This is a genomic window from Streptomyces sp. PKU-EA00015 (assembly GCF_013387495.1).
In the GTDB taxonomy this organism is placed as follows: Bacteria; Actinomycetota; Actinomycetes; order Streptomycetales; family Streptomycetaceae; genus Streptomyces.
Map to the genome: position 1 here is coordinate 1 of NZ_JABZEE010000096.1, position 22,757 is coordinate 22,757.

Here is a 22,757-nt window from a genome sequence, read left to right on the forward strand (position 1 = left end):
CCAACTGAGCTAGCGGCGCCTGCTGACGTCGTAGACCTTAGCACCCTGGTCGGCGGGAGGAAAAATCGATATGCGGACACCCGGCCGCGCCCCGTCGCGAGCGGCCCGGACACAGGCCCAGAGCAGCACCTCGGGCCCCGGCAGCCAGGGGCGACGTGTGTCGGGGGCCACAAGCCAGCGCGGCGCCGAGGGGGTGTCGGAGGGCGTCAGGGGCGGGACGGTCACGGCGTCGCCGATGCCGTGACAGATGAGCGGCGGAACGGCCTCGCCCCACTCCTCCCAGTCGAGCAGCGACGGCAGGCGCTGGGCTGTGCCGGGGGCGGCGAAGAGCATCATGCGCCCCCGGTGCATGGCGACGGGCCCGGAGCCGGGGCCCTCGTCCCACAGCCGGCCGAGCATCCGGCGCCCGAAGACGGTGGGCACGTTCACGACGTCGAAGACGGTGCCGCACGGGAGGACGGCGGGGGCGGTGGGCCGGTCCTCCCACTGCGCCAGCGCCGACCTGGGATGCGCCTGGGCGGAAGCGAGCCACCCGGCCCCGGGCGGGGTGACCTCGGTGACGTGATCGCGGCTCTCCTCGCGCAGGAGGGCGAAGATGTCCGTAGTGTGCTCTCGGTCTCGCGGCCATGCGCTCATGGGGACCAGGTCTACCGGCAGTAACGTTCCGGTTTCCCAGGGTTGACGGAAACGGGGACAGGGCGGGTCGGAGGGGAGTATCTTGCGCCTGGCCGCGTGTGGCTGGCATATGCGGGACGTGGGGCGTGCGGGCGTATTGGCCCGGGCCGAGGGCTTTCCCCCACCCCGCCCCTTCCTGAAACCGGGCTTCGCCCGGGCCCCATGCGAGGCCAGTGCTGATGCCCCCACCCCGCTGTGCGGCGGCTTCGCGCCGCGGGACGGCCGCACGCCCTGGGGTAGCAGCTCCCGCTGGGAGCATGCCGCGCCCGACGTGCGGGTGTCGCCCCCCTCGCGGGAGCTTCCGCGCCACCGGATTGCCGCACCCGGCGTGCGGGCGGCCTGGTGGGGCTTTCCCCTGCCCCGGCTTCCCGAAGCCGCGGGCTTCGGCCCCGCGGCCCTATGCGGGGGTAGAGGAATGTCGGGGCTGATGCCCCCACGTCCCCGGGGCAGCTTCGCGCCGCGGGGATGGCGGGCACGCCCTCGGGGCGGCGGCTTCGCGTCTCGGGACGGCCGCATGCCCTCGGGCGGCAGCTCCACGCTGGGGGCATGGCCGCAGCTGGCGCGCCCGCGGGGAGCTTCCCCGCCCCGGGATGGCCGCACCCAGGCGTGCCGTCGGGGACTGGCGGGGCCGGCTGACGCCTCCACGCCCTTTGCGGCCGCTTCGCGCCGCGGGATGGCGGGCACGCCCTCGGGCGGCAGCTCCACACTGGGGGCATGGCCGCAGCTGGCGCGCCGCGCCGCGGCATGGTCGCGATCCCTACGCGGCAGCTCCGTGTCGAGGGGCCCCGGCCTGGGGCAGCTTCGGGTCGCGGGTATGCGCGTCACCTGGAGGCGGCAGCTTCGTGCGGCGGGCGCCGGCATGGAGGGCCGGAGCGCGCCAATGCCCTCGGGGCGTGGCACCCCGGGGCGCAGGGACACGCGAGCGTCAGGGAGCCCCGCGGAGGAGGTCGCGGCCGAAGTCGATCATTTTCTGCGCGTAGTCCTCCGTCCAGCCCGCCCGTTCCCCGATTTCCGACGGCGTCAGCCGGTCGAAGCGGCGCGGGTCCGCCAGCTGGGCCGCGGCCATCGCCTGGTACTCCATCGCGCGGTCCGTCGCCGCCCGGAAGGCCAGCGTGAGCTCCGTCGCGCGGGACAGCAGCTCCTGGGGGTCCTCCAGGGACTCCAGGTCGAAGAAGTGCTCGGGGTCGGCGGCAGCCTCCGAGGGCTCGAAGAGCAGCGGGGCCGGCCGCATCCTGCGCTCGGTCGTCCGCTCCGGTTCTGCCATGTCCGTTCTCCTCCTCGCACCACGGCCCGGGCCCCGGGCCGTCATCCATTGTCCCGCTCGCCGCAAGAGGGCCTCACGGCCGCCAGCTCACCCGGTGCTCGGCCAGGTGCGCCAGCACCGCGTGGTTCGCCTCCCAGCCGTCCGGGAACTTCACGGTCACGCCGAGCCGCACCGGCTCCGTCGAGGGGTGCTCGTCCAGCAGATCGCCCACACCCGCGCGGCACACCACGATGCACGCGTGCCGGTGGCGCGAGGCGAGGACGCACAGGCGGCCCGTCTCCAGGTGGAACGCCGTCGCGTCCGGGCGGCCCGACAGCGGGTGGAGCACGACGGTCACGTCGTACTCGCGGCCCTGCAACCGGTTCGCCGTGTCGACCGTGACTCCCGAGACCCCCAGGTCCCCCAGCGCCGCGCGGACCGCCGCCGCCTGGTCGCGGTGGGCCGTGCCGACCGCGATGCGGTCGGCGGTCAGCGGCACGGGCTCGACGGAGACCTCGGAGACCGCCGCCCCGCCCCGGTCCAGCAGCCGCCGCACCACCAGCGCGACCGCCCCGACCGCCTCCGGGTCCGTACGGGGCGTGCGGCGCGCGGGCAGCTCCAGCAGGCCCCAGCCGGACTCGGCCGCCTCGTCCAGCACCCGGTCCGGGCCCGAGCCGTCGGAGGGGACGCCGAAGGCGAGCCGCCGGTCGCCCGTGCCGGTGCCGCTGCGGAAGGGCGTGAACGGGTAGAAGGCGTCGGACACCAGCGGCGCCGCCGAGGCCGGCAGCCGCCAGGAGACGGGCAGCCGGTGCTGCGGCAGGTCCGGGTTGTGGGCGAGGAGCGTGGAGACCGCACTCGCCGACGGGTCGTACGAGAGCCCCGCCCACTGCTCGGAGCCGACGATGGAGAACGGGTCGAGCTGGCCGGGATCGCCGACGAACAGCGCACGCTCGAACAGTCCAGCGACTGCGAGCAGCGCGTCAGAGCGCATCTGGTACGCCTCGTCGACGATCGCGTGCCGCCACGGCTCGACGTTCTGCACGTGCGCCCACTTCGCCGCCGTCGAGATGACGACGTCCAGGCCGGCGAGATCGGCGGCCTTCGCCGACGTACGGACGTTGTCCAGGGCGTCGAGCGCTTTGTCGTACGGGTCGGAGTCGTTGGAGTGGAGGCGGCCGACGGGCACCTCCGGCTCCTTGTCGGCGAGACGGAGCACCAGGTCGTCCACCTGCGCGTTGGTCTGCGCGACGACCATCAACGGGCGTCCTGCCCCGGCCAGTTCGAGCGCGGCCCGCACCACGAGCGTCGACTTGCCCGCGCCGGGCGGCGAGTCGACGACGACGCCCCGGGCGTCCCCGTGGAGGGTGTCGTGCAGGATGTCGGCGGTGGCGCGCGCGGCCTCCGCCGAGGGGTCGAACGTCACGGGAGACGTCACAGGAGATCCTCCGGGGTGACGAGGTCGGGGCTCTCGGCGGTGTCGGAGCGCGGAGGTCCGCCGTGTGTCCACGGCGTCTCCTCCGGGTCGGGCAGCTTCGGGCCGCCCCGCTGGTCGTGCTCGAACAGGGTCCAGTCGATCAGGTCGCCCTTGGCCGGCACCGACCCCTCGGCGGGCTCCTTCGCGCGGCCCATGCGGTCGGTGACGCGCAGCACGAGGACGCCGTCCCCCTCGTACCGCACGAACTCGGCGGTCTGCGGCTTGCCTTCGAGCGAGCGGTACACCTTCGCCCCCTCGCTCAGGTGCGGGCGGTCGTCCGTGCGCACGGTGACCAGCGGGCGCGGGCTCGGGCGCTTCGACTCGGACCAGGCCATCTCCACGTCGAGCACCTCGGCGGTGAATGCCTGGCCCGCGAGCCGGTGACCGGCCAGCACCAGCGGATCGTCCAGCGCCTCGTGCGCGTCCAGCTGGGCCTGCGCGCTCTCCCGCGCGGCGAGCTTGTGCGCGGCGGTCACCGCGTCGTCGCGCCTGGGCTGCGGCGGCTCCCCGGCCCGTACCCGGTCGCGATGCGCGGTGAACGACCAGCGGTCGCGGGTCCAGCGGTCGGGTACCCGGGAGCCCTCGGGCAGTTCGCGCATGAGCTCGACCGTCCGCCACACCGCCTCCCACGTGGGCCGCAACTGGCTCGCGATCAGGCGGCGGATCTCCCGCTCGGCGTCGTGCAGTTCGCCCAGGCGCTCGTCCGCGCTCGCCCCGTCCTCCGCGGCCGCCAGCAGCTGCCGCGCCCGGTCGAACCGCTCCATCGCGGGCGCCAGCAGCCGGTTGTCGAACGCCGGGTCGGTCGCGGGACCGGCCGGCGGACACAGCAGCTGCCCGTCCCGGCCGCGGGCCAGCTCCGCCCGCAGCGCGGCCTCGGCCCCCGACTCGCCCTCGCCCGGGTCGATCCACGCGAGCACGGCGCCCAAGTGCTGGTCCTCCAGCGAGGACTGGCCCGTCGCCCAGTGCCGGTTGAGCAGGTCGGTCGCCGCCAGCAGCAGCGAGGAGCCGGGCACGCGGGCCCGCTCCCCGTAGTGGGTGAGCCAGCGGCCCAGCAGCGGGACGCGCGGCGGCGCGGGGTAGGGCGTGTCGGGGTCCTGCTCGGCCGTGCGCCGGAAGCGCATCGAGCGGCCCAGCATCCGCACGTACTCGACGCCCGCGCGGCTCGGCACGATCAACTGCGGGGCGTCGGCGCACAGTTCGACCTCGACGGTGACCTTCTTGCCGGTCTCCGCGTCGGTCTCCTTGCGTTCGACGTGCTCGACGTCGTCGCCGAACGCGTCCATGTACGGAAGGACGGCGTCGGCCAGCTCCGCGAGGAAGGCCGAGCGCAGGTCGCGGTCGCGCGGCTGGGCCACGACCAACAGCTGCGGCCGGCCGGGGTCCGTGCCCACCAGTGCCCCGAGCGGGGCGCCGGCCTCGCCCGCGGTCGTGAGCGGGACGAACACCAGGGGCCGCTGCGCCAGATGGCGGTGGCGGACCCCCGCGAGGGGCTGGGCCCGCCCGGACTCGACGGCCTCCAGCCGCGCGAGGGTCGAGATCAGCGACATTCGACGCCCTCCTCGGCCAGGGCCCCGCGCGGGGCGGCCGAGCTCGCGCGCGCGGCGTCGCTCACGGGGGCGGTCTCGCGGCCGGCGGTAGCCGCCCGGGCCACGGCGGGCCTGTCGGCGGTCCGGTCGGCCGCCGTGGGACGGCCGGTCGCGCGGTTCGTCGCCGGGCCCGGGACCGGGACCCGGTCGGCGGCTGTCTCCGTCACCGCGGCGGTCCGGCCGGCCGTCCGCAGGGACTCCGCCCGCAGGGCCGCCGCCCGGCGCAGCGCGCCGACCGCCGGGTCCTCGGGGTCGCCGGCCTCACCGCGCGCGGCGGCGAGGACGTCCCCGATGGTCGTCAGCCCGCCGAGCTCGCCCCGCACCGACCGGCCCAGCGCCTCCACCGCGCCCGCGAGCCGGGCGCGGTCGCGGCAGTGGAACGCCAGCTCGCAGGCGGCCAGACACTCGGGCGCGTACGCGTGCGGCACCTGCTCGACGGCATCGGCCAGCTCCTCGGCCGAGCACGACTCCACGTCGAACGTCACGCCGTCGGGCAGCTCCGCCGCGATGTCCTCCAGCCGCGCCAGCCGGGTCAACTGGCGCCGGGTCACCGACAGCTGCTTGCGCACGTCCACCACGGACGCGGTCGGCATGTTGGTGAAGTCCTTCGGGCAGACCAGCAGAACACTGTGGGCCACGGAGGCGCCCTCGGTCAGCGCCGCGAGCCGCTCCAGCGCCAGCACGTACACCGCGGCCTGCCGCGCCGCCGCGCCCACCTTCGCGGCGTCCGCGGCCGCGTCGATGATCGGGAACGACTTGATCTCCACGACCGTCCACCGGCCGTCGGGGTGCACCACGACCGCGTCCGGCTCCAGATACGCCGGGGAGCCCGCGACGTCCAGCGCCAGCATCGGGTGGTCGAGCAGCGCGAAGCCCCCGGCGCCGGTCGCCTCGCGCAGTGCCAGCGCGGTGCGGGCCGTGCGGCCCTCGGGGCCCGTCGCCGAGAGGTCGGGGACGTGCACCTCGTGCGGGTCGTCGAGGCCGAGCAGCCGCATCAGCTCCTTGCCGCCGTCGGCCTTGACCTTGGCCTCGAAGGCGTTGCCCCGCATGAACGCGAACTGCGACTGGCCGAAGGACGCCGGAGAGCCGAGCGCCGAGGCCAACGCGGCCTTGTCCACGCCGGCGCCGTCCAGCAGGGCGCGCCGCTTGCAGCCGGGGTTGGCGGCGAGGGCCGCGAGCGCGCGGGCGTCCAGCGGATGGGGCTGCGCGGCGGGGCCGCGCAGCTCAGCGAGCCGCTGCCTGAGTGCTGTCGTCGGCGCCTTCGGAGGAGGTGCGCTGTCCGGGGATTCGCTCACCCGCCGAAGTCTCGCATCCGCCACCGACAACGGGGAGAACGGCGGGCGTCGCGCGGTGCGCGAAGCGGCCGGTGACCCGGCCGGCGAGCCGCATCGCGTACGGCCCGAGCAGCGCGCCGACGCCCATCACGGCGGCTCCGGCGACGGCGTCGAGGAAGTAGTGGTTCGCGGTGCCCATGACGACGACCGTGGTCAGCAGCGGGTAGGCGACGCCGAGTGCCTTCACCAGCGGCGTACGGCCGTGCCGCCAGAGCATCACACCGCACCACAGGGCCCAGCCGACGTGGAGGCTGGGCATGGCCGCGTACTGGTTGGTCATGCCGCCGAGCCCGCGCGGCGCGCTCGCCTCCCCGCCCCACCAGCCGTACGCGCTGTACTGGGCCATCGTGTCGACGAAGCCGTGGGCCGCGTCGAGCAGCCTCGGCGGGCAGGTCGGCATCAGCGTGAAGCCGGCCAGGCCGAGCAGGGTGGAGACCATCAGCCAGGTCCTGGCGGCCCGGTAGTGGGCGGGGCGGCGGCGGAAGAGCCAGACGAGGACCGCCGGGGTCACGAGGTAGTGCAGGGTCGCGTAGGCGAAGTCGGCGGGTATGCCGATCGCCGGGGTGTCGGTGAAGAGACGGTTCAGCGGGTGCTCGGCATCGACGAGGAGCGCCTTCTCCACGCGCAGGATCGCCAGTCCGTGGTCCACGGCCGTGGACACGTCGCCGCGAGCGAGGAGCCGTCCTGCGGAGTATGCCGCGTACACCACGGCGATCAGCATCAGTTCGGTCCACCAGCGGGGCCGTTGGTGCTGCGCGGGGAGCGGCATCCGGTCGGTCTCCGTCTTCAGTTCGAAGGATCACTCGTCCTGGAATGGGGACGCCTTCCCCGTCCCGGAGGTTGCCTCCCGATGGGGTGCGGGATGATGGAACGACAAGCACTCGTGAACACCAGGGAGCGCCCATGGCACCGCGGATCCTGCTCGCACGGCACGGCCAGACCGAATGGTCGCTGAGTGGCCGGCACACCGGCAGGACGGACATCCCGCTGCTCGAAGAGGGCAGGCGCGGCGCCAAGCTGCTGGGTGAGCGGCTGCACCGGGCGCCGTGGTCCGGGCTCCCCGGTGTCGAGATCCGCACCAGCCCGCTCGTGCGGGCGAGCGAGACGTGTTCCCTGGCCGGCTTCGGAGACCGGGCGCAGCCGTGGGACGCGCTGATGGAGTACGACTACGGGGCGTACGAGGGGCTGACCCCGCCCGAGATCCAGGCCCGGCAGCCCGGCTGGCTGCTGTGGCGCGACGGCGTCCCGGAGGGAGAGACGCTCGCCCAGGTCTCCGCCCGCGCGGACGAGGTCGTCGAGTGGGCGCTGTCCGCCGACCGTGACGTGCTCGTCTTCGCGCACGGCCACATCCTGCGCGCGATCGGGGCGCGCTGGCTGGGACAGGACATCTCGTTCGGCGCGCGCATCCGCCTCGACCCGACGAGCCTGTCGGTCCTCTCGTGGGCGTACGGGGAGCGCGCGTTCGAGCGCTGGAACGACCTGGGGCACCTGGAGGTCTGAGCAGCGGCCGGCGTCCTGCTACGGGCGTCCGGCCGTCCTGTGCACCTCCCGCGGGCCCCAGCCTTACGCGCGGGACACCCGTCGGGTCGCCGTCGCATGGTGGTCCAGGAAGGCCGCGACCCCCTCGGCGCGCCGGTGAGGCGCCAGCACCCGCGCGGTGTCCGCCAGTATCGTCCGGATACGCGACGACCGGACGTCCCCGAGCAGCGCGAGCACCTGCTCACCTGCCGCGGCCGCCTCGTCCGGGACGCCGGCGCGCGCCAGGTCGGCGGCGAGCTCCGCGCGGTAGAGCGCGAGGTTGCGGGTGAAGCGGTGGTCCTGGAGCGCCGCCGCGCGGCGCGCGTGGTGGGCGGCGCGCGTGAAGTCGCCGAGCGCCGCCCAGCACTGCGCCTGCAGCGCCTCCCGTTCGGGCTCGGCGAAGAACGACATCCACTCCGGGTCGTCGGGCGACGCCCCCTGCTCGAAGTACGTGTGCGCGCGGGCGAGCGACTGCTCGCAGCCCGCGCGGTCCCCGAGCCCGGCCCAGCCGCCCGCCTCCCGCAGCGCGAGCAGCGACAGCAGCCGCGGGGAGGCGACCTGCCGGGCCGCGCGCCGGCCGGCCTGCGCGGTGCGCACCGCCTCCCGGAACCGGCCGGCATCCCTGGCCAGGAACGACGTGTTGCAGAACGCGTGGGCCTCCAGGGCCGGGTCGCCCGCCACGCGCGCGGTGGCCAGCGCCTCCGCGTAGTGCGAGCGCGCGTCGTCGAAGCGGCCCGAGTCATGGGCCAGCCAGCCGACGGAGATGGCCAGTTCGCCCGCCCCGGCGTGCAGCCGGTCCGCCGTGGACCTGCGGGACCACGTCCCGGCGTCGAGCAGCGCGTACGCGGCGCGCAGGGGCTGGGCGGCCCGCCGGTAGAGCCCGTCGGCGCCGTGCCGGTCGTCGAGGAGGCGGATGCGTCGCACCGCCTCCTCGACGGCGCCGACCTCGGCCTCGCCGACCCGGCGCTGCGCGGGCACGGAACCGGATCCGGAACCGGATGCGAAACCGAGTCCCAGGGAGGCGGCCGCCACCGTGACGGAGCCGCTCGTCATGAATGCGCGACGCAGCACGTCGCTCTCCTCGTCGATGTCACTGTCGCTGCTGGGCCGGCCGCCCTCGAAGGGACGGCACGGCGGGAACGGGGGTGCCGGGCGGCGGGCCTCCGGCGCATCGGCGGCCGCGCGGCGGCCGCGGCCGCGCACGTCCTCCCGGGCGGTGAAGCCCAGATCGGTCAGGGTGAGACCGGGGAACATGTGCAGGAACACCCGCTCGTAGGCGTAGTTGGGGCAGCGGATCTCGCCCGCCTCGACCCGGCCGATGTAGCGGGCGTCGCACGAGACCTGCTCGCCGATCTCGCGGGCGGCCCTGCGGACGGCCGTGGCGAACTCGCCCGCGGAGCGAGACCCGCGCAGCCGGCGGAAGGCCAGGTTGGGGTGCGCGGGGTGCGCCCTCGATGCCTGTGACGACGACGCCATGGCCGAGCCCTCTCTTGGTGCAGCCGTGTTCCGGCGGAGCAAGAACGTACCTGCTGTGACAGGGCACTCACACGTGGTTTGGCTACAAAAGGGACATCTCGTCGGCGATCTGCCATGAACTGCCATCCTTTGCGGCGGCGTGCCGCCGTAGCCGTTGACGCGCACGGCCGTTGAACCGTAAGGAGACCGGCTACGCGTCTCCCTATGGGACTCGGCGAGGAGGGGGATCCCCTTGTTGGAGGTCGGCATGGAGACCGGTGCGACGCCCGCGACCACGGTGGCCCACGGGCCCACCCCGGACAGCAGCGTGCCGCCTGCCGCGCCGTGCGACCTGGTGACGGTGCCCGCGCGCCAGGGGCTGGAGGCCGTCGACATCCTGCGCCGCGCGGCGGCGGCACCGGGGGTGGGGCCGGTGCTGCACGACGGGGCGTGCGACACGCTCGGCTTCCTGGTGCCGCCGGGCACGGCCGACGGGTGGGACGTGCCGGGGAGTGCGTGTACGCAGACGTCGGGGCGGGGGCTGCGGATTCCTGGCGTTCCCGGCGTGCCGCCGGTACGGGGCTCGCTCTGGCTGCTGCCGCCGGAGGGTGCGGAGGCGGTGACGGACCCGGCGGTGCTGAGGGAGGCGCTGGGGGAGGCGGCGCGGCTGATCGAGGCGGCGGACAACTGCTGCTGAGGCGCGTGCAGTGCGGGCCGTCCGCGGGGGGATGCCCCCACCCCGCCCCTCCCCGAAACTCTGCCGAGAGCTGGGGCACTGCCCCGCGCCTGCCGCGCCTGCCGCGCGGCGCGAGGAAATGCGGACCGGGGCTCCGCCCCACGCACCCCTGCTGCGCCCGCTTCGCGGCGTGAAGGCACCGTCGTGCCGGTGCTCCGGCCATGCGTCTGCTTGGCCGCGGGACGGGTCCACGTCCGAGACCGGCCTGCCGCGCCCGATTCGCGTCGCGAGGTTTGCGGACCGGGGCTCCGCCCCACGCACCCCTGCTGCGCCCGCTTCGCGGCGTGAAGGCACCGTCGTGCCGGTGCTCCGGCCATGCGTCTGCTTGGCCGCGGGACGGGTCCACGTCCGAGACCGGCCTGCCGCGCCCGATTCGCGTCGCGAGGTTTGCGGACCGGGGCTCCGCCCCACGCACCCCTGCCGCGCCCGTTTCGCGGCGGGAAGAAACGTGTTCCGCTCACGCACCCCTGCCGCGCTCGCTTCGCGGCGTGAAGGCATCCTCGGGCCGGTGCTCCGGCCATGCGTCTGCTGGGCGGTGCGGCGGGTTCACCTCCCGGATCGGTGTTTCGCGGCGCGGTGCGCATGAGCTTGGGACGGGCCCACGGGCGCCTGCCTCGCGGCGTCGGCGACCACCGGGAGGGTGGCACAACGTCACGGAGGCGGCCGGGCGTCGCGAGGGCGGGGGGCGGGCGGGGGAGGCCCCCAGGCGCGCTCGTGTGTGCGCCGCGGCGATAATGGGGGCGTGGGCAGGCGCAGGCAGCGGGAGCGGGACGGCGGGGGGCTCGTCGAGCGCGTGGACGGCGGCGTCGCCGAGCTCGTCGAGGACCGCGAGCGGCCCCGCGGCTGGACCCTCCTCATCGACGGCGCGCCCCAGTCGCACGTCGACCTCGACGACCCCGGCCACCTTTCCTTCGAGTACCAGCGCAGACTCGGCCACGTCATCGACCTGGCCGCCCAGCCCGGCCGCCCCCTCCGCGTCGTGCACCTCGGCGGCGGCGCCTTCACCCTCGCCCGGTACGTCGCCGCCACCCGGCCCCGTTCCACGCAGCAGATCGTCGAGGTCGACGCCGCCCTCGTCGAACTGGTGCGCACCCGGCTCCCGTTGGACCCCGGCGCCCGGATCCGGGTCCGCGCGGCCGACGCCCGCGCCGGACTCGCCAAGGTGCCGGACGGCTGGGCGGACCTCGTCATCGCCGACGTGTTCAGCGGGGCCCGCACGCCCGCCCACCTGACCAGTACGGAGTTCCTCGCCGAGGTGAGAAGGGCGCTGCGCCCGGGCGCGTACTACGCGGCCAACCTCGCCGACGGCCCCCCGCTCACGCATCTGCGCGCCCAGATCGCGACCGCCGCCGCGCTCTTCCCCGAGCTCGCGCTCGCCGCCGATCCGACCGTGCTGCGCGGCCGCCGCTTCGGCAACGCCGTGCTCCTCGCCTCGGACTCCGAGCTGCCGGTCGCCGAGCTGACCCGCCGCGTCGCGGGCGACCCCTTCGCGGGGCGCGTCGAACACGGCCGGGCGCTCGCCGACTTCACCGGAGGAGCGGCGCCGGTCACGGACGCGAGCGCCAAGGACTCGCCCGTACCGCCGGCCGCCGTCTTCAAGGGCTAGCTACCGCTCGTCGAACTGGACCATCGGCGGGTGACCGTTCCAGGTGCAGAAGACCGACACCTCGTGGCCGTCCCGCGTGAACGTCACCCGGATCCACGACGGTTGCGTCCACACCTGCATCTGCCAGCCCGACGCCGGGGTCGCCGAGACCAGTTCGGCCGAGCTCTCGCCGATGTCGAAGACGACCCGGCCGCCCTTGACCGTGTAGCCCTTCACGTTCCCCGCGGCGGCTGAGGGCGACGGAGACTTCGACGGCTCGGCCGGCGACGGCCGCGACGGCGGGGGCGTGGACGACGGCTTCACCGGGGACGGTGTGGGAGACGGGCTCGGCGGCGGCGTCGGCTCCGGCGACGGGGCCTGCGGGGCCGAGGTCTGCGCCGTGATGGGCAGCGCGCGCGGGCGGTCGTACGCGGTTCCGGCCATGACCGTGTGGACGCCCCACCAGGACAGCGTCACCGCGGCTCCGGTGGACAGCGACCATGCCAGGGCATGCACCAGTCCTCTGCTCATCCGGGCCATAGTGCACCACACGGTCCCCGGCTGTCCCGCCTGCCCGTCCAGGGCCGGTGTCCCCCGGATGGCGTACGGTGCCGCCCATGGCAAGTGTGCTCGTGGTCGAGGACGACCAGTTCGTGCGTTCCGCCCTCATCAGGCACTTGACCGACGCCTCCCACACGGTACGGAGCGTCGGCACGGCCCTGGAGGCCCTGCGTGAGGTGGCCCATTTCCGCTTCGACGTCGTCATTCTGGACCTCGGTCTGCCCGATCTGGACGGCGCCGAGGCCCTGAAGATGCTCCGCGGCATCACCGACGTACCGGTGATCATCGCGACCGCGCGGGACGACGAGGCCGAGATCGTGCGGCTCCTCAACGACGGCGCCGACGACTACCTCACCAAGCCGTTCTCCGTGGAGCACCTGTCCGCGCGGATGGCCGCCGTGCTCCGCCGGGCACGCGCCGGCACCGGCGACGCCCCGCCCAGCCGTGTCCTCCAGGTCGGTGGACTGTCCATCGACCCGCTGCGCCGCCAGGCGGAGTTGGACGGGGCCCCGCTCGACCTCACCCGCCGCGAGTTCGACCTGCTGGCCTTCCTCGCCGGCCGGCCCGGCGTCGTCGTCCCCCGCAAGGAGCTGCTGGCCGAGGTGTGGCAGCAGAGTTACGGCGACGACCAGACGATCGACGTCCATCTGAGCTGGCTGCGCCGCAAACTCGGCGAGACGGCCGCTCGCCCCCGGTACCTGCACACCCTGCGGGGAGTGGGAGTGAAGCTCGAGCCGCCGAAGGCCGTGCGGCCATGAGATGGGCCCTGGTCAAGGTCTCCCTGGCCGTCACGGTGATGGTCGTGCTCGCCTTCGCCCTGCCGCTCGGCATGGTGATCAAGGAGATGGCGCGCGACCGCGCGTTCTCCAACGCCGAGCGGCAGGCCGCCACCATCGGCCCCACGCTCACCGTCACCACCGAACGCGGGCCGCTGGAGCGGGCCGTCGAGTCCACGCCCGCCGGCGCGGCCGGCCGGATGGCCGTGCACATCCCCGCCTCCGGCGAACTCGGCAGTGTGCCGCTGGAGATCGGGAGCCGGCGCGCGGCCGCCAAGGACCTCGCCACCGTGCAGCGTATCGGGCGTGCCTCGATCACCGAGGTGCCGGGCGGTTCCGCGCTGCTGCAGCCCACCGCCATCGGCACCGGGCAGATCGCCGTCGTCGAGATCTTCGTGCCGGAGGGCGAGGTGTCCAACGGCGTCGACACCGCCTGGCTCGTCCTCGCGGGCGTCGGCGTCGCGCTCGTCGTCGGGTCGGTCGCCGTCGCCGACCGGCTCGGCGTCCGCATGGTGCAGCCCGCCCAGCGGCTCGCGGGTGCGGCGCAGGAGCTGGGGGAGGGCAGGCTCGGGACCCGTGTCCCCGAGGAGGGGCCGCCCGAACTGCGCTCCGCGGCCGTCGCGTTCAACTCGATGGCCGACCAGGTCGTCCAGCTCCTCGCCAACGAGCGCGAACTGGCCGCCGACCTCTCGCACCGGCTGCGCACCCCCCTCACCGTGTTGCGCCTCAACGCGGCCTCGCTCGGCGAGAGCGCCGCCGCCGAGCAGACCAGGGCGGCCGTCGCCCAGCTGGAACGCGAGGTCGACACCATCATCCGTACGGCGCGCGAGGCGAAGCCGCAGACCGCGGCGGCCGGGCCCGGCGCGGGTTGCGACGCCTCGGAAGTGGTGTGCGAGCGGATGGAGTTCTGGTCGGCGCTCGCCGAGGACGAGGGCCGCACGGTGCGGCTCGCGGGCGTGGACCGGCCCGTGCGCATCCCCGTCGCCCGCCCCGAACTGGCCGCGGCCCTCGACGCGTTGCTCGGCAACGTCTTCCGGCACACCCCGGAGGGCACCGCGTTCTCCGTCGACGTCCACAACAGCGACGACGCCGTCATCGTGCTCGTCTCGGACGCGGGCGGGGGTATCGCCGACCCGGCCGCCGCGCTCGCCCGCGGCAACAGCGGGGCCAAGGAGGGCTCTACCGGTCTCGGCCTGGACATCGTGCGCCGGGTCGCGGAGTCGACCGGCGGTGACGTGCGCATCGGCCGCTCGGTGCTCGGCGGTACGGAGGTCCGCGTGTGGATCGGGCTCGATCCGCGCGAGTCGGCGCGCGGCGAGCGCCGGCGCGGCCACCGCGGGCGGGTGCAGCGGCGCCGCAGGGCGACCGTCTGAGAGCGCTTCACACCCGGCCGGGCCCCGATCATTAATCGGCCCCGATGCCGTCCTTAAGCGCGTCCTAAGGAACCCGACGCCCGCCTGCGATCGGACGATTGTCCGTTTCGCGGTCGCTAGCGTGCTGCCGCATCTACCCCCACTTCCGCAACACAGAGGCAGGACGCGATGGGCAGCAGTACCCACCGGCGCAGGGCGAGCGTCAGGACCAAGGCCGTCGGCGCGGTCGTCGTGGCGGCCGTGATCGGCGGCGCGGCGGTCGTCCTCACGGGCACCGCGCAGGCCGCGGCGGTCGGCGCCGCGTACACCAGGACCAGCTCCTGGGACGGCGGTTACACCGGTCAGTACGTCATCACCAACGAGACCGGCACGGCCCGGTCCGGCTGGACGCTCGAGTTCGACCTCCCCGAGGGCACCACCATCGGCTCCCTGTGGAACGGTGAGCACACGGTGGAGGGGCGGCACGTCACCGTGAAGCCCGCGAGCTGGAACAAGGAGCTCGCGCCCGGCGCCTCCGTCACGGTCGGCTTCGTCACCTCGGCGACCGGCAAGGCGGCCGACCCGGCGTCCTGCCTCATCGACGGGGCCGTGTGCTCGGCCGACGGCGGCCCGACGCCGCAGCCCAGCGGCCGTCCCACCGAGCAGCCCACGCCGACGCCGACGCCGACCCCCACGCCGACGCCGAGCGTCCCGAGTTCCACCCCCACCCCCATCCCGACCCCGACGCAGACGGGTGCTCCCAAGCCGGGCGCTCCCGCGCGGTTCGCGCCGTACATCGACACCTCGCTGTACCCGGCGTACGACATGCTGGACACCGCCGCGAAGACGGGCGTCAAGGAGTTCCACCTCGCCTTCATCACCGCAGGCGGCGGCTGCGTGCCGCTCTGGGGCGGCGTGACCGGACTCGGCGACGACAAGGTCGCGGCCCAGATCGGCGACCTGCGCGCCAAGGGCGGCGACGTCCGCGTCTCCTTCGGCGGCGCGGCCGGCCGCGAACTGGCGCTGAACTGCGCGACGGCGGACGAGCTGGCGAAGGCGTACGGCAAGGTCGTCGACACGTACAAGCTGACCAAGGTCGATTTCGACGTGGAGGGCGCCGCACTTCCGGACACCGCCGCCAACTCCCGGCGTGCGCAGGCGATCGCGCAGCTCCAGAAGTCGCACCCGGACCTGGACGTCTCCTTCACCCTGCCGGTCATGCCGGAAGGGCTGACCCAGCCCGGCGTGGACCTGATCGCCGACGCGAAGAAGAACGGTGTGCGCATCGACGCGGTCAACATCATGGCGATGGACTACGGGCCGGCGTACAGCGGCGACATGGGCGAGTACGCCATCCAGGCCGCCACGGCCACGCAGGCGCAGATCAAGGGCGTCCTCGGGCTGTCGGACGCGGACGCGTGGCGGACCGTCGCGGTGACGCCGATGATCGGCGTCAACGACGTCGTCACCGAGATCTTCAGGGTGGAGGACGCGACCCAGCTGGTGCGGTTCGCCGAGTCGAAGAACCTGGGGTGGCTGTCGATGTGGTCCTCGACGCGCGACAAGCAGTGCGCGGGCGGGGAGAAGCCGGCGGCGGACGCCACGTGCAGCTCCATCCTCCAGGACCCGCTGGCCTTCACGAAGGCGTTCGCCGCCTACAAGTGACACCGGGCCCGCCCCGGGGAGCACCGCGCCTCAAACGCCGGCGGGGCTTCCCGGGGCGTGACGCCACCGTTGGGGCTCCGCCCCAAGCCCCGCGCCTCGAACGCCGGCGGGGCTGGATTGCGCTCTCAGGCTGTACGGGGCTCTGGGGCGGAGCCCCGGTTAAGGGGGATGGGGCCCTCCCGCGTCAGCAAGGCCGCAAGGGAGTTGGAGGCGCCGTGTGGGGCCAGGGGCGGAGCCGTCACTGGCCCCGCGCAGGACATGATCAGCGGCCCGCCCGCCGCATGGATACGGCGCCGACGAGTGTGCGCCCGGCCCACGGAGGAGACGGTCCGCCGGATGGCCCGCGCCCTGCTGGACCGGATCCTCGGGCCGACGCCGGACGCTGGACGCCCGCCGATCGTGCTGCCGACGCGCCTGGTGGTCCGGGAGTCCTCGTAGCCGCCCCGTGTCGGCCGCACAGGACCCGACAACGCCAAGGGCCCCGGTCCGAAGACCGGGGCCCTTGATCATTCAGGGTGAGTGACGGGACTCGAACCAGTTTTTTGACCCACTTGTGACCTGCAGTGATACCCGGAATCGGGACATTCGGGCTTCTTTCGATGTCGCTCAATGACGCTCGGTGCGGCTGAACGAGGGCCGAGGGCGGCCCCTGTTCCCATGGGAACAGCCGAGTTCGAAGATCGCGCAGTCCGCTTGGCGGGTGAGTAGAAGACGCCGTGACCGAGACGTCTGGGAAACGAACAGCGCCCCCGCCGTCAGGCAGGGGCGCCGCCGACCGCTCCGTCGCCTGGGGGAGGGGCTGGAGGGCCGGATCGTGGGAGGCGAGTGGAATCGCCGGTTCCGGGCAGTTACGGCCAGGACGTGGGGCCGACCCGGGCGATCAGGTGTGGCGTTACTCGATCGTGAGCGTGCCTGTGCGCAGGACGTCGTGGTTGGCGAACAGGCCGTCGAGGATGAACGTGCGGTCCAGCTTCGCTGTCCACTTCGTTTCGGGGAGATCGCGGTACGAGGGCGCGCGGCACATGCGGGCCCGGATGCACTGCGTGAGGATCCAGCGGGCCTGCGTCTGGCCGGTGGGCGGGTTGGAGTACATGGACGCGGCCATGCACCACAGGTGGGCCCCGGTCGCGCCGTCCGGCTCGACGACGCCGACGATGGCGACGTCACCCAGGACGCGGGCGTCGCTGGACTGCGTGGTGTACGCGACCATCAGCCCGTGCAGCGGGAAGACGGTGAGGCGACTCGTCGCGGTGATGGCTTCAAGGGTGGGCACGGCTGCTCCGTTCTCAGAAGAAGGGGGCGCGGCCGCCGGGACGACGGCCGCGCGTTGAGCGGGGCGGTCAGCTGCCGCCGCCTCCGCATCCACCGCCGTCGCCGCAGCACGCCGGCGGGTTGCAGTTGGCGGTTGTGCCCCACAGGTCGTGGTCGACGACGAACCCGGCCTCCTCGATGGCGGCCACCGTGGCCCGCATCTGCGCGCCGTCGAAGAGCTGCGGCTCCGCGAACGGGTTGTGGTGGATGAACCGTCCGAACTGCTCCTGGCACCAGGCCGCGTACTCGCGGGTGTGCAGCATGAACGCGTGCCACCCCGGGTCGACGGCCTGGGACGGGGACAGGCCCTCGTTACGGTGGGCCGACATGTGGAGGAACGCGAGCGCCTGGTCCATCACGTGCTCGGCGCGCTCGGCCGTGACCTTCTCCTCCTGGACGATGAAGCGGACGAGGCGGTCGAAGAGGTCGCCGTCGACCAGCTGGCGGCCGCTGCGGAGTTCGGTTGCAAGAGCGGTCATGCGATGCTCCTTGGGTGCGTGCTCGGCGCGCGGCCTTCCCGTGCGCCGTTGTGCGCTCGGGCTCCGTGAGGAGCCCACCCGTCCCGGCCGCGGTCCTGCCATGGAATTCGGCCGGGACGGGAGTTCAGGCCCAGGTCATGGGCAGGCGTAGACGTCGGTGTCGAGGACGTGGGCACCCTGGCGGCCTTTGGCCCGGCCGACGAGTACCGCCCCGGTCGTGAGGGCCTTGCCGCAGGCGTAGCAGGCCCGCCCGGCGTATGCCTCCCATGACAGTGCGGCGGCTGGCGGGATGTCCGTGTTCCGGCACCCGGTGCGAACGAGGGTCGGCGGGGGCGTGGTCGTCATACCTCCACCCACCCGATAGCGGGGGAGAGGTCGCGCTGCTCGCGGCACGGCGCGCAGGCGTACAGCGGCAGCGGCGACCCGGACTGGCGCTCGACGAGCCGGACCTGGCGCGCGGTTTCGGACGGCCCTTTGTGCCAGTGGCACCAGTCGGACCGTCCCTTGTCGGCAGCCCCCGCAGGGCGGGCGTGTGCGTCCATGACCGGGAACGTAGAGAGCCGCTGTGCGTGCACGCGAGTAATGTGCAGATCTGTGCAGCCAATCACTCTGGCGCAGCAACTGGGCTGCTTCGCCCTCTTGACCGACAACTGCCAGTGGGTGACGGTGTTGCACACAACTGCACAACTCGTCGCAGGAGGCAGTCATGTCGTTACTGTTCATCGGGATCGACCCCAACACAGGTCAGAACGAATCCCCGACAGCCTGGGTGGACACGGAGAACGGAGATATATCGTGCTCCAGAGCTACACAGCTGACGCCGCGACGCGTGACCAGTGCGTGAAGAACACCGCGCCGGGGCACGCGAAGGGAATCCCTGACCACGAGACCGTGATCCGCGTCCCCGCACACATGGTGTCCATCCTCAGGGAGGCCTGCGATGCCGCAGAGCGCACCACGCTTCGATGACCTGTTGGCAGCCGCGGAGCGCTCAGCCGTCCACCTCGAGATGCGGGACCAGTACGGCGTCAGCGGCGAAGCCGACGACTTCAACACGTGGCTCAGCACCGGGAAATGCGACACAGACCCCGGCTCCGCCTACTGGGCGCCGTGGGTTGATCTGATCTCCAAGGCCGTAGCCCGCGGGGTCACGGTAAGGCGGGCTCGGATCGTGTCGGAACCCGTCACTGACTACATCCGCTACGAGCACGCCGGTACGGCCGTCAACGTTCAGGCGGGCGAGCAGGTGCGCTGGCTGCCGAGACGGCAGGCATCCGACATCGCGCTACCGGGAAACGACTTCTGGCTCTTCGACGGGCGCCTGGTCAGGTGGAACCACTTCACCGGCAACGGCGCCTCGGCAGGGCCTGAGGATGTCGAAGACCCCGCAGTTGCCAAACTATGCGGGGACGCCTTCGAGGCGGTGTGGGAACGCGCAGTACCACACGACCAGTACCAGATCCGCTGACGCACGACGCACCGGACAGGCCAGCTCATGCCCATCTCTCCATCCTCCTCTGCACAAGCCGCGCGGGAAGTCGTCGCGCGGCGACTGCGGGATCTGCGAAGGAGCGCGGGACTGACGGTCACCGAGCTGGCCGACCGCTGCCACTGGCATCACGCCAAGACGTCACGCATCGAGAACGCCCGCACGGCCCCATCCGCCAAGGACATCCGACTGTGGTGCATGGCCTGCCAGGTCGAGGATGAAGCAGGCGACCTGATCGTTCAGTCCCTCAACGCTGAATCGATGTATCGCGAGTGGCGCCATCAGGTCCGGAACGGGCTGAAGCAACTACAAGACAGCTTGCTCCAGTTCTTCCGCGAGACCAACCTGTTCCGGGTGTACTCGTCCACACTCGTGCCGGGGCTGCTGCAAACCGAGGGCTACGCGGCCGCCGTGCTCAAGACGGTCGCCGACTTTCGCGAGCTGCCCGACGAGGACATCACCAAGGCGGCACAGGCCCGCGTCGACCGGTCTCGCATCATCCATGAACCAGGACACCGCTTCGTCCTGCTCGTTGAGGAAGCCGTTCTGCACCACCAGATCGGAGACTCTGAGGTCATGGCCGGCCAGCTCGGCTACCTGCTCACCGCGGGCGCCCTGCCAGCCGTCTCCCTGGGAGTCATCCCCATGGCGACCCCGGGGCGGCAGCAATGGCCGCGGGAAACGTTCCACGTCTACGACGACACCCTTGTGTCTGTTGAGCTGGTGTCGGCACAGGTGAAGATCACCCAGCCGTCGGAGATCGCCCTGTACCTGAAGGCGTTCGAGGAGCTCCGAGGCATGGCCGTGTACGGTGCCAGTGCTCGTGCCCTGATCGTGAAGGCGATCGACGCGCTGAGCTGAGCGCGACGGTGGCAGCACCGATCCCAGGACCACTGAGCACCGTGCACGGCGCATCAGACGTGCCAAATCTGGTACGGGACTAGGCCAGATCGTCGGTGATCAGCGTCATCTGGAGCGTGGAGGCTCCGACGGTGATCGCAACGACCTTGGTGCACGGTGAGTTCGGGTCGTCGGCAGCCGGGTCTCCCGCGCAGCCCTCGTCGATGTACACCTTCTCCGCGTCCTGCATCTTCACGATCTGGGCAGTCGTCTGGGCGTACCGCTTCCCGGACTGGTCGATCGCAGCGTCCAGGCCGCGGACGACGGTCATGATGCGTTCGACGGCTTCGGAGCATGCGGTGCTGCTCGGGGCCATGCAGTCCGCCGTCGCATCCTGCTGGGTGGCTTCCAGCTTCGGTGCCCACTCGGGTTCGAGCTTCACGTCCTTGGCGGTGGGGGCATTCGTCGTGTCTGCGGACGGCGCGGCCGCGGAGGTCTTGGGCTTGGCGTCCGAATTCTCCTCGCTGCCGGAGCTACAGCCGACGAGGGCGGCGGCGAGGAGTAGAGCGGTGATGGCGGTGGTGCCGGTGCGCATGGTCCCCCCAAGGACAGTGCGGATGTTGGGTCGCATCATCCGCTCTGTGGAGATCGAGCGCAGCCGATGTACCGGAATTGCGGCTTCATGGGTACTGGCGACGCTGCGGATCCAGGGCCAGGGCGAGAGACAGAGGCCCTTGTGGCGGCGGCGATGGGTCCGGGGCACCATCGCGGCGGCAGATCTTCGCGTCCCGGTCGTAGCTCGGTGTCTGCCACGAGAAGCCTTCCGGGCAGGACTGCCCAGGCGGCCCCTGCTCGCCGCGGTCGCCCTTCTCCCCGCGTTCGCCCTGTGGCCCTTGGGGGCCAGCCGGGCCGGGTGCACCGTCCTGCCCGTCCACGCCGTCCCTCCCGTCCACGCCATCGGCGCCGGCTGCTCCCGGTTCACCAGGCTCGCCGGGTGTTCCGGACGGGCCGGACCTCCCCGGCTCCCCCCTCTCGCCCCGCTCACCGGCCGGGCCGGGCGGGCCAGGGATCGGCACGGGGACCTCGGCCCGACCGGGCAGGTCATCGACCGCTCGTGCCGGATCCGGCGCCGCCGGTGTTTCCCCCTTCGCTTCGATCTGCGCCCGCAGGACCCGCACATCCGAAGCCAGGGTCGACACCGCGGTGCCGCGGCGATTCGCCTCGCTCGCCAGCTGCTCGGCCCGCCGGTCGGCTGCGTCGATACGGAGCCACACCAGCACGACGACGCCGGAGAGGATTGTGAGGAAGGCCGTGATGCCGAGGGATCGAACACGGCGAGCGAACATCCCCTGCGCTGCGCGGTGGGTCGGGGTGACGGTATCGGCACTCCTAGGGCGGCGATCTGTCGGTTCAGGTCGGCGATCTCGGCCTGGAGCTGGGCGATCTGAGCTTGCAGCGCGGCCTTGTTGGCACGCTCGCCTGCCAGTTCGGCGTAGGCCGCGGCCAGCAGGGTTTCGGTGTCCCGCAGTTTCGATTCGAGCTTGTCGCGCTCTTCTTGGAGCCGGTCGACGAGGCCGCCGTAGCCGGACATGACGACGCCTTGGTGGGTGGCGCGCGCGTTGCTGCGCTGTCCGATCACGGCGGCCGCGGCCGCTGCGAGCCCGACGACGATCGAGGCGATGGCGCCGATGGTCGCAGCGTCCACGTTCGTCCTCCGGGTTGGTCAGCTGCTGATCGGGCTGCGCGGGGTGTGCCGGGCCTGGTAGCCCGCCAGCCAGGTCAGCGCGGTCGGGACGAGCGGCAGGGTGATGGCCTGGAGCCAGGCGGGGAGCGGGCCGAGGAGGGAACTGTCGGCGGCGACGGCGTTGAGTACGGCGATGGCTATGCCGACGAGGAACGTCGCCGCGCTGGCGGCCTTGACCTTGGTTTCGACGGGTGCGGTTGCCATGAGGGTTCTCACTTCCAGTAGAGGCCGCGCAGGCGCGCGGACGTGATGGGGGCTGGCGTCTCGTCGGTGTCGTCGGCCGGGTAGTAGATCGCCTCGAACCGCACGCGTTCGGTGGGCTCGACGCTTCCCGCGTGCGGGAAGTCCAGGAAGCTGCCGCCGCTGGTCGTGATCCGCTCGACGATCGGCGACGTCCAGCGCGACCCGTCCGGGCGCAGGTGGAAGAAGCGGCCCTGCACCGTGCCGCCCGCCGGTGCCGTGAGCGTGAGGTGCATCGAGCCGGTGTACGACTGGGCACCGGTGACGAGGTCGACCGAGCCGGCGGCCACGGTCTTCCACTCGCCGGGCGTCAGATCGACGTCAGTCTCGGTGGCCTTGTTCCAGTTGGCGGGCACGTTCGTCTCCTCGGTCGGTGCGGGGGCGGGCGGTACGGGTGCGGGAGGCGTCAGCCGGTCTTTGACCCGGGTCTGCATCGAGTCCATCGAGAAGCCGCGCGGGTCGACCTTCCCCGGCTGCCACTCCAGGTGGCCGATGACGGACCGGTGGGACCAGCCGTGCGCGCGGCAGATCGCGGCGGACGCCTTCTCGATGGCCTTCAGCTGCGCCGCGGGCCAAGGGTCCTTGCCGTCGCCGCGGTTGATGCACTCGAAGCCGAGTCGGTCAGCCCGTTGCGCTGGTGCGCGGCGGGGCTGCTGGTGGGCTTGGCAGGTACTGGCTGCCGAGACCGGCCACG

General features: G+C 73.0%; 24 protein-coding genes and 1 pseudogene. 10 read left to right on the top strand and 15 right to left on the bottom strand.

The window, feature by feature from the left end; all coding sequences use genetic code 11:
* Positions 1-9 precede the first annotated feature (9 nt).
* The 6 genes from HW130_RS34400 to HW130_RS34425 form a co-directional block, all read right to left on the bottom strand.
* Entirely contained in the window at positions 10-636 is a 627-nt protein-coding gene (locus tag HW130_RS34400; RefSeq protein ID WP_177153702.1) for a bifunctional DNA primase/polymerase, read from the bottom strand.
* A gap of 964 nt (positions 637-1,600) precedes the next feature.
* Positions 1,601-1,939, bottom strand: a complete 339-nt coding sequence (locus HW130_RS34405) for a hypothetical protein (protein ID WP_177153703.1) — start codon at positions 1,937-1,939, stop codon at positions 1,601-1,603.
* A gap of 73 nt (positions 1,940-2,012) precedes the next feature.
* Complete coding sequence (locus HW130_RS34410; RefSeq protein WP_309140658.1) at positions 2,013-3,353, bottom strand: AAA family ATPase; 1,341 nt, start codon at positions 3,351-3,353, stop codon at positions 2,013-2,015.
* Positions 3,350-4,939 (bottom strand): hypothetical protein, encoded by a 1,590-nt coding sequence (locus HW130_RS34415; protein WP_177153704.1) that lies wholly within the window; start codon positions 4,937-4,939, stop codon positions 3,350-3,352. Before HW130_RS34415 ends, HW130_RS34410 begins: the two co-directional genes overlap by 4 nt.
* A complete protein-coding gene (locus tag HW130_RS34420; protein ID WP_309140659.1) occupies positions 4,930-6,273 on the bottom strand; it encodes a hypothetical protein in 1,344 nt (447 codons plus the stop codon). The genes HW130_RS34415 and HW130_RS34420 overlap by 10 nt, the downstream gene beginning before the upstream one ends.
* The gene (locus tag HW130_RS34425; RefSeq protein WP_177153705.1) at positions 6,203-7,081 is read right to left on the bottom strand and encodes a phosphatase PAP2 family protein; all 879 of its coding nucleotides are present in this window, start codon (positions 7,079-7,081) and stop codon (positions 6,203-6,205) included. The genes HW130_RS34420 and HW130_RS34425 overlap by 71 nt, the downstream gene beginning before the upstream one ends.
* Before the next feature lie 134 nt (positions 7,082-7,215).
* Here HW130_RS34425 and HW130_RS34430 point away from each other — a divergent pair, with 134 nt between their 5' ends.
* Positions 7,216-7,812 carry a histidine phosphatase family protein gene (locus HW130_RS34430; RefSeq protein ID WP_177153706.1) on the top strand — a complete coding sequence of 199 codons (597 nt, stop codon included), beginning with the start codon at positions 7,216-7,218 and terminating at the stop codon, positions 7,810-7,812.
* 63 nt (positions 7,813-7,875) lie between these two features.
* On the opposite strand, the gene HW130_RS34435 is transcribed toward HW130_RS34430, so the two are convergent.
* Entirely contained in the window at positions 7,876-9,306 is a 1,431-nt protein-coding gene (locus tag HW130_RS34435; RefSeq protein ID WP_177153707.1) for a tetratricopeptide repeat protein, read from the bottom strand.
* A gap of 247 nt (positions 9,307-9,553) precedes the next feature.
* Here HW130_RS34435 and HW130_RS34440 point away from each other — a divergent pair, with 247 nt between their 5' ends.
* Together HW130_RS34440 and HW130_RS34445 are read left to right on the top strand one after the other, a co-directional pair.
* Entirely contained in the window at positions 9,554-9,982 is a 429-nt protein-coding gene (locus tag HW130_RS34440) for a hypothetical protein (protein ID WP_177153708.1), read from the top strand.
* Between the two features lie 781 nt (positions 9,983-10,763).
* Positions 10,764-11,627, top strand: a complete 864-nt coding sequence (locus tag HW130_RS34445; RefSeq protein ID WP_309140660.1) for a fused MFS/spermidine synthase — start codon at positions 10,764-10,766, stop codon at positions 11,625-11,627.
* Here the strand turns inward: HW130_RS34445 and HW130_RS34450 are convergent, their stop codons facing one another.
* Positions 11,628-12,137 (bottom strand): hypothetical protein, encoded by a 510-nt coding sequence (locus HW130_RS34450; protein ID WP_177153710.1) that lies wholly within the window; start codon positions 12,135-12,137, stop codon positions 11,628-11,630.
* Between the two features lie 86 nt (positions 12,138-12,223).
* On the opposite strand from HW130_RS34450, the gene HW130_RS34455 reads away from it, so the two are divergent.
* The 4 genes from HW130_RS34455 (at position 12,224) to HW130_RS34470 (ending at position 16,398) form a co-directional block, all read left to right on the top strand.
* Entirely contained in the window at positions 12,224-12,925 is a 702-nt protein-coding gene (locus HW130_RS34455; protein WP_177153711.1) for a response regulator transcription factor, read from the top strand.
* The gene (locus HW130_RS34460; protein ID WP_177153712.1) at positions 12,922-14,316 is read left to right on the top strand and encodes a HAMP domain-containing sensor histidine kinase; all 1,395 of its coding nucleotides are present in this window, start codon (positions 12,922-12,924) and stop codon (positions 14,314-14,316) included. Before HW130_RS34455 ends, HW130_RS34460 begins: the two co-directional genes overlap by 4 nt.
* A 168-nt stretch (positions 14,317-14,484) precedes the next feature.
* Positions 14,485-15,960, top strand: coding sequence for a cellulose binding domain-containing protein (locus tag HW130_RS34465; RefSeq protein WP_177153713.1), 1,476 nt, complete (start codon positions 14,485-14,487; stop codon positions 15,958-15,960).
* Between the two features lie 258 nt (positions 15,961-16,218).
* Positions 16,219-16,398 carry a hypothetical protein gene (locus HW130_RS34470; RefSeq protein WP_177153714.1) on the top strand — a complete coding sequence of 60 codons (180 nt, stop codon included), beginning with the start codon at positions 16,219-16,221 and terminating at the stop codon, positions 16,396-16,398.
* A gap of 454 nt (positions 16,399-16,852) precedes the next feature.
* Here the strand turns inward: HW130_RS34470 and HW130_RS34475 are convergent, their stop codons facing one another.
* From HW130_RS34475 to HW130_RS34490, 4 genes are all read right to left on the bottom strand, one after another.
* Positions 16,853-17,233: a hypothetical protein gene (locus tag HW130_RS34475; protein ID WP_309140661.1), complete on the bottom strand. Its 381-nt coding sequence runs from the start codon at positions 17,231-17,233 to the stop codon at positions 16,853-16,855.
* Positions 17,234-17,300: 67 nt separating this feature from the next.
* Positions 17,301-17,750: a hypothetical protein gene (locus tag HW130_RS34480; protein ID WP_256356518.1), complete on the bottom strand. Its 450-nt coding sequence runs from the start codon at positions 17,748-17,750 to the stop codon at positions 17,301-17,303.
* Between the two features lie 135 nt (positions 17,751-17,885).
* On the bottom strand, positions 17,886-18,095 hold the full coding sequence (locus tag HW130_RS34485) for a hypothetical protein (protein WP_177153715.1): 210 nt from the start codon (positions 18,093-18,095) through the stop codon (positions 17,886-17,888).
* Positions 18,092-18,292 carry a hypothetical protein gene (locus tag HW130_RS34490; protein WP_177153716.1) on the bottom strand — a complete coding sequence of 67 codons (201 nt, stop codon included), beginning with the start codon at positions 18,290-18,292 and terminating at the stop codon, positions 18,092-18,094. The genes HW130_RS34485 and HW130_RS34490 overlap by 4 nt, the downstream gene beginning before the upstream one ends.
* Positions 18,293-18,456: 164 nt before the next feature.
* Here HW130_RS34490 and HW130_RS36490 point away from each other — a divergent pair.
* The 3 genes and pseudogenes from HW130_RS36490 to HW130_RS34500 all read left to right on the top strand — a co-directional run bounded on the left by HW130_RS36490 (position 18,457) and on the right by HW130_RS34500 (position 20,100).
* A pseudogene (locus tag HW130_RS36490) lies at positions 18,457-18,719 on the top strand (hypothetical protein).
* Positions 18,691-19,218 (top strand): DUF6879 family protein, encoded by a 528-nt coding sequence (locus HW130_RS34495; protein ID WP_177153717.1) that lies wholly within the window; start codon positions 18,691-18,693, stop codon positions 19,216-19,218. The pseudogene HW130_RS36490 and the gene HW130_RS34495 overlap by 29 nt, the downstream one beginning before the upstream one ends.
* A gap of 27 nt (positions 19,219-19,245) precedes the next feature.
* Positions 19,246-20,100 (top strand): helix-turn-helix transcriptional regulator, encoded by an 855-nt coding sequence (locus HW130_RS34500; protein WP_177153718.1) that lies wholly within the window; start codon positions 19,246-19,248, stop codon positions 20,098-20,100.
* Positions 20,101-20,179: 79 nt separating this feature from the next.
* Here the strand turns inward: HW130_RS34500 and HW130_RS34505 are convergent, their stop codons facing one another.
* The 3 genes from HW130_RS34505 to HW130_RS36500 all read right to left on the bottom strand — a co-directional run.
* Positions 20,180-20,674 carry a hypothetical protein gene (locus tag HW130_RS34505; protein ID WP_177153719.1) on the bottom strand — a complete coding sequence of 165 codons (495 nt, stop codon included), beginning with the start codon at positions 20,672-20,674 and terminating at the stop codon, positions 20,180-20,182.
* Between the two features lie 1,128 nt (positions 20,675-21,802).
* Positions 21,803-22,027, bottom strand: coding sequence for a holin (locus HW130_RS34515; protein WP_177153721.1), 225 nt, complete (start codon positions 22,025-22,027; stop codon positions 21,803-21,805).
* An 8-nt stretch (positions 22,028-22,035) separates the two neighbouring features.
* The coding region (locus tag HW130_RS36500) for an N-acetylmuramoyl-L-alanine amidase (protein WP_256356519.1) at positions 22,036-22,757 on the bottom strand (722 nt) is incomplete at its 5' end.

Coding starts and splice junctions, on each gene's coding strand:
- HW130_RS34400 (WP_177153702.1), bottom strand. CDS start 636: ATGAGCGCATGGCCGCGAGACCGAGAGCACACTACGGACATCTTCGCC.
- HW130_RS34405 (WP_177153703.1), bottom strand. CDS start 1,939: ATGGCAGAACCGGAGCGGACGACCGAGCGCAGGATGCGGCCGGCCCCG.
- HW130_RS34415 (WP_177153704.1), bottom strand. CDS start 4,939: ATGTCGCTGATCTCGACCCTCGCGCGGCTGGAGGCCGTCGAGTCCGGG.
- HW130_RS34425 (WP_177153705.1), bottom strand. CDS start 7,081: ATGCCGCTCCCCGCGCAGCACCAACGGCCCCGCTGGTGGACCGAACTG.
- HW130_RS34430 (WP_177153706.1), top strand. CDS start 7,216: ATGGCACCGCGGATCCTGCTCGCACGGCACGGCCAGACCGAATGGTCG.
- HW130_RS34435 (WP_177153707.1), bottom strand. CDS start 9,306: ATGGCGTCGTCGTCACAGGCATCGAGGGCGCACCCCGCGCACCCCAAC.
- HW130_RS34440 (WP_177153708.1), top strand. CDS start 9,554: ATGGAGACCGGTGCGACGCCCGCGACCACGGTGGCCCACGGGCCCACC.
- HW130_RS34450 (WP_177153710.1), bottom strand. CDS start 12,137: ATGAGCAGAGGACTGGTGCATGCCCTGGCATGGTCGCTGTCCACCGGA.
- HW130_RS34455 (WP_177153711.1), top strand. CDS start 12,224: ATGGCAAGTGTGCTCGTGGTCGAGGACGACCAGTTCGTGCGTTCCGCC.
- HW130_RS34460 (WP_177153712.1), top strand. CDS start 12,922: ATGAGATGGGCCCTGGTCAAGGTCTCCCTGGCCGTCACGGTGATGGTC.
- HW130_RS34465 (WP_177153713.1), top strand. CDS start 14,485: ATGGGCAGCAGTACCCACCGGCGCAGGGCGAGCGTCAGGACCAAGGCC.
- HW130_RS34470 (WP_177153714.1), top strand. CDS start 16,219: ATGATCAGCGGCCCGCCCGCCGCATGGATACGGCGCCGACGAGTGTGC.
- HW130_RS34480 (WP_256356518.1), bottom strand. CDS start 17,750: ATGACCGCTCTTGCAACCGAACTCCGCAGCGGCCGCCAGCTGGTCGAC.
- HW130_RS34485 (WP_177153715.1), bottom strand. CDS start 18,095: ATGACGACCACGCCCCCGCCGACCCTCGTTCGCACCGGGTGCCGGAAC.
- HW130_RS34490 (WP_177153716.1), bottom strand. CDS start 18,292: ATGGACGCACACGCCCGCCCTGCGGGGGCTGCCGACAAGGGACGGTCC.
- HW130_RS34495 (WP_177153717.1), top strand. CDS start 18,691: ATGCCGCAGAGCGCACCACGCTTCGATGACCTGTTGGCAGCCGCGGAG.
- HW130_RS34500 (WP_177153718.1), top strand. CDS start 19,246: ATGCCCATCTCTCCATCCTCCTCTGCACAAGCCGCGCGGGAAGTCGTC.
- HW130_RS34505 (WP_177153719.1), bottom strand. CDS start 20,674: ATGCGCACCGGCACCACCGCCATCACCGCTCTACTCCTCGCCGCCGCC.
- HW130_RS34515 (WP_177153721.1), bottom strand. CDS start 22,027: ATGGCAACCGCACCCGTCGAAACCAAGGTCAAGGCCGCCAGCGCGGCG.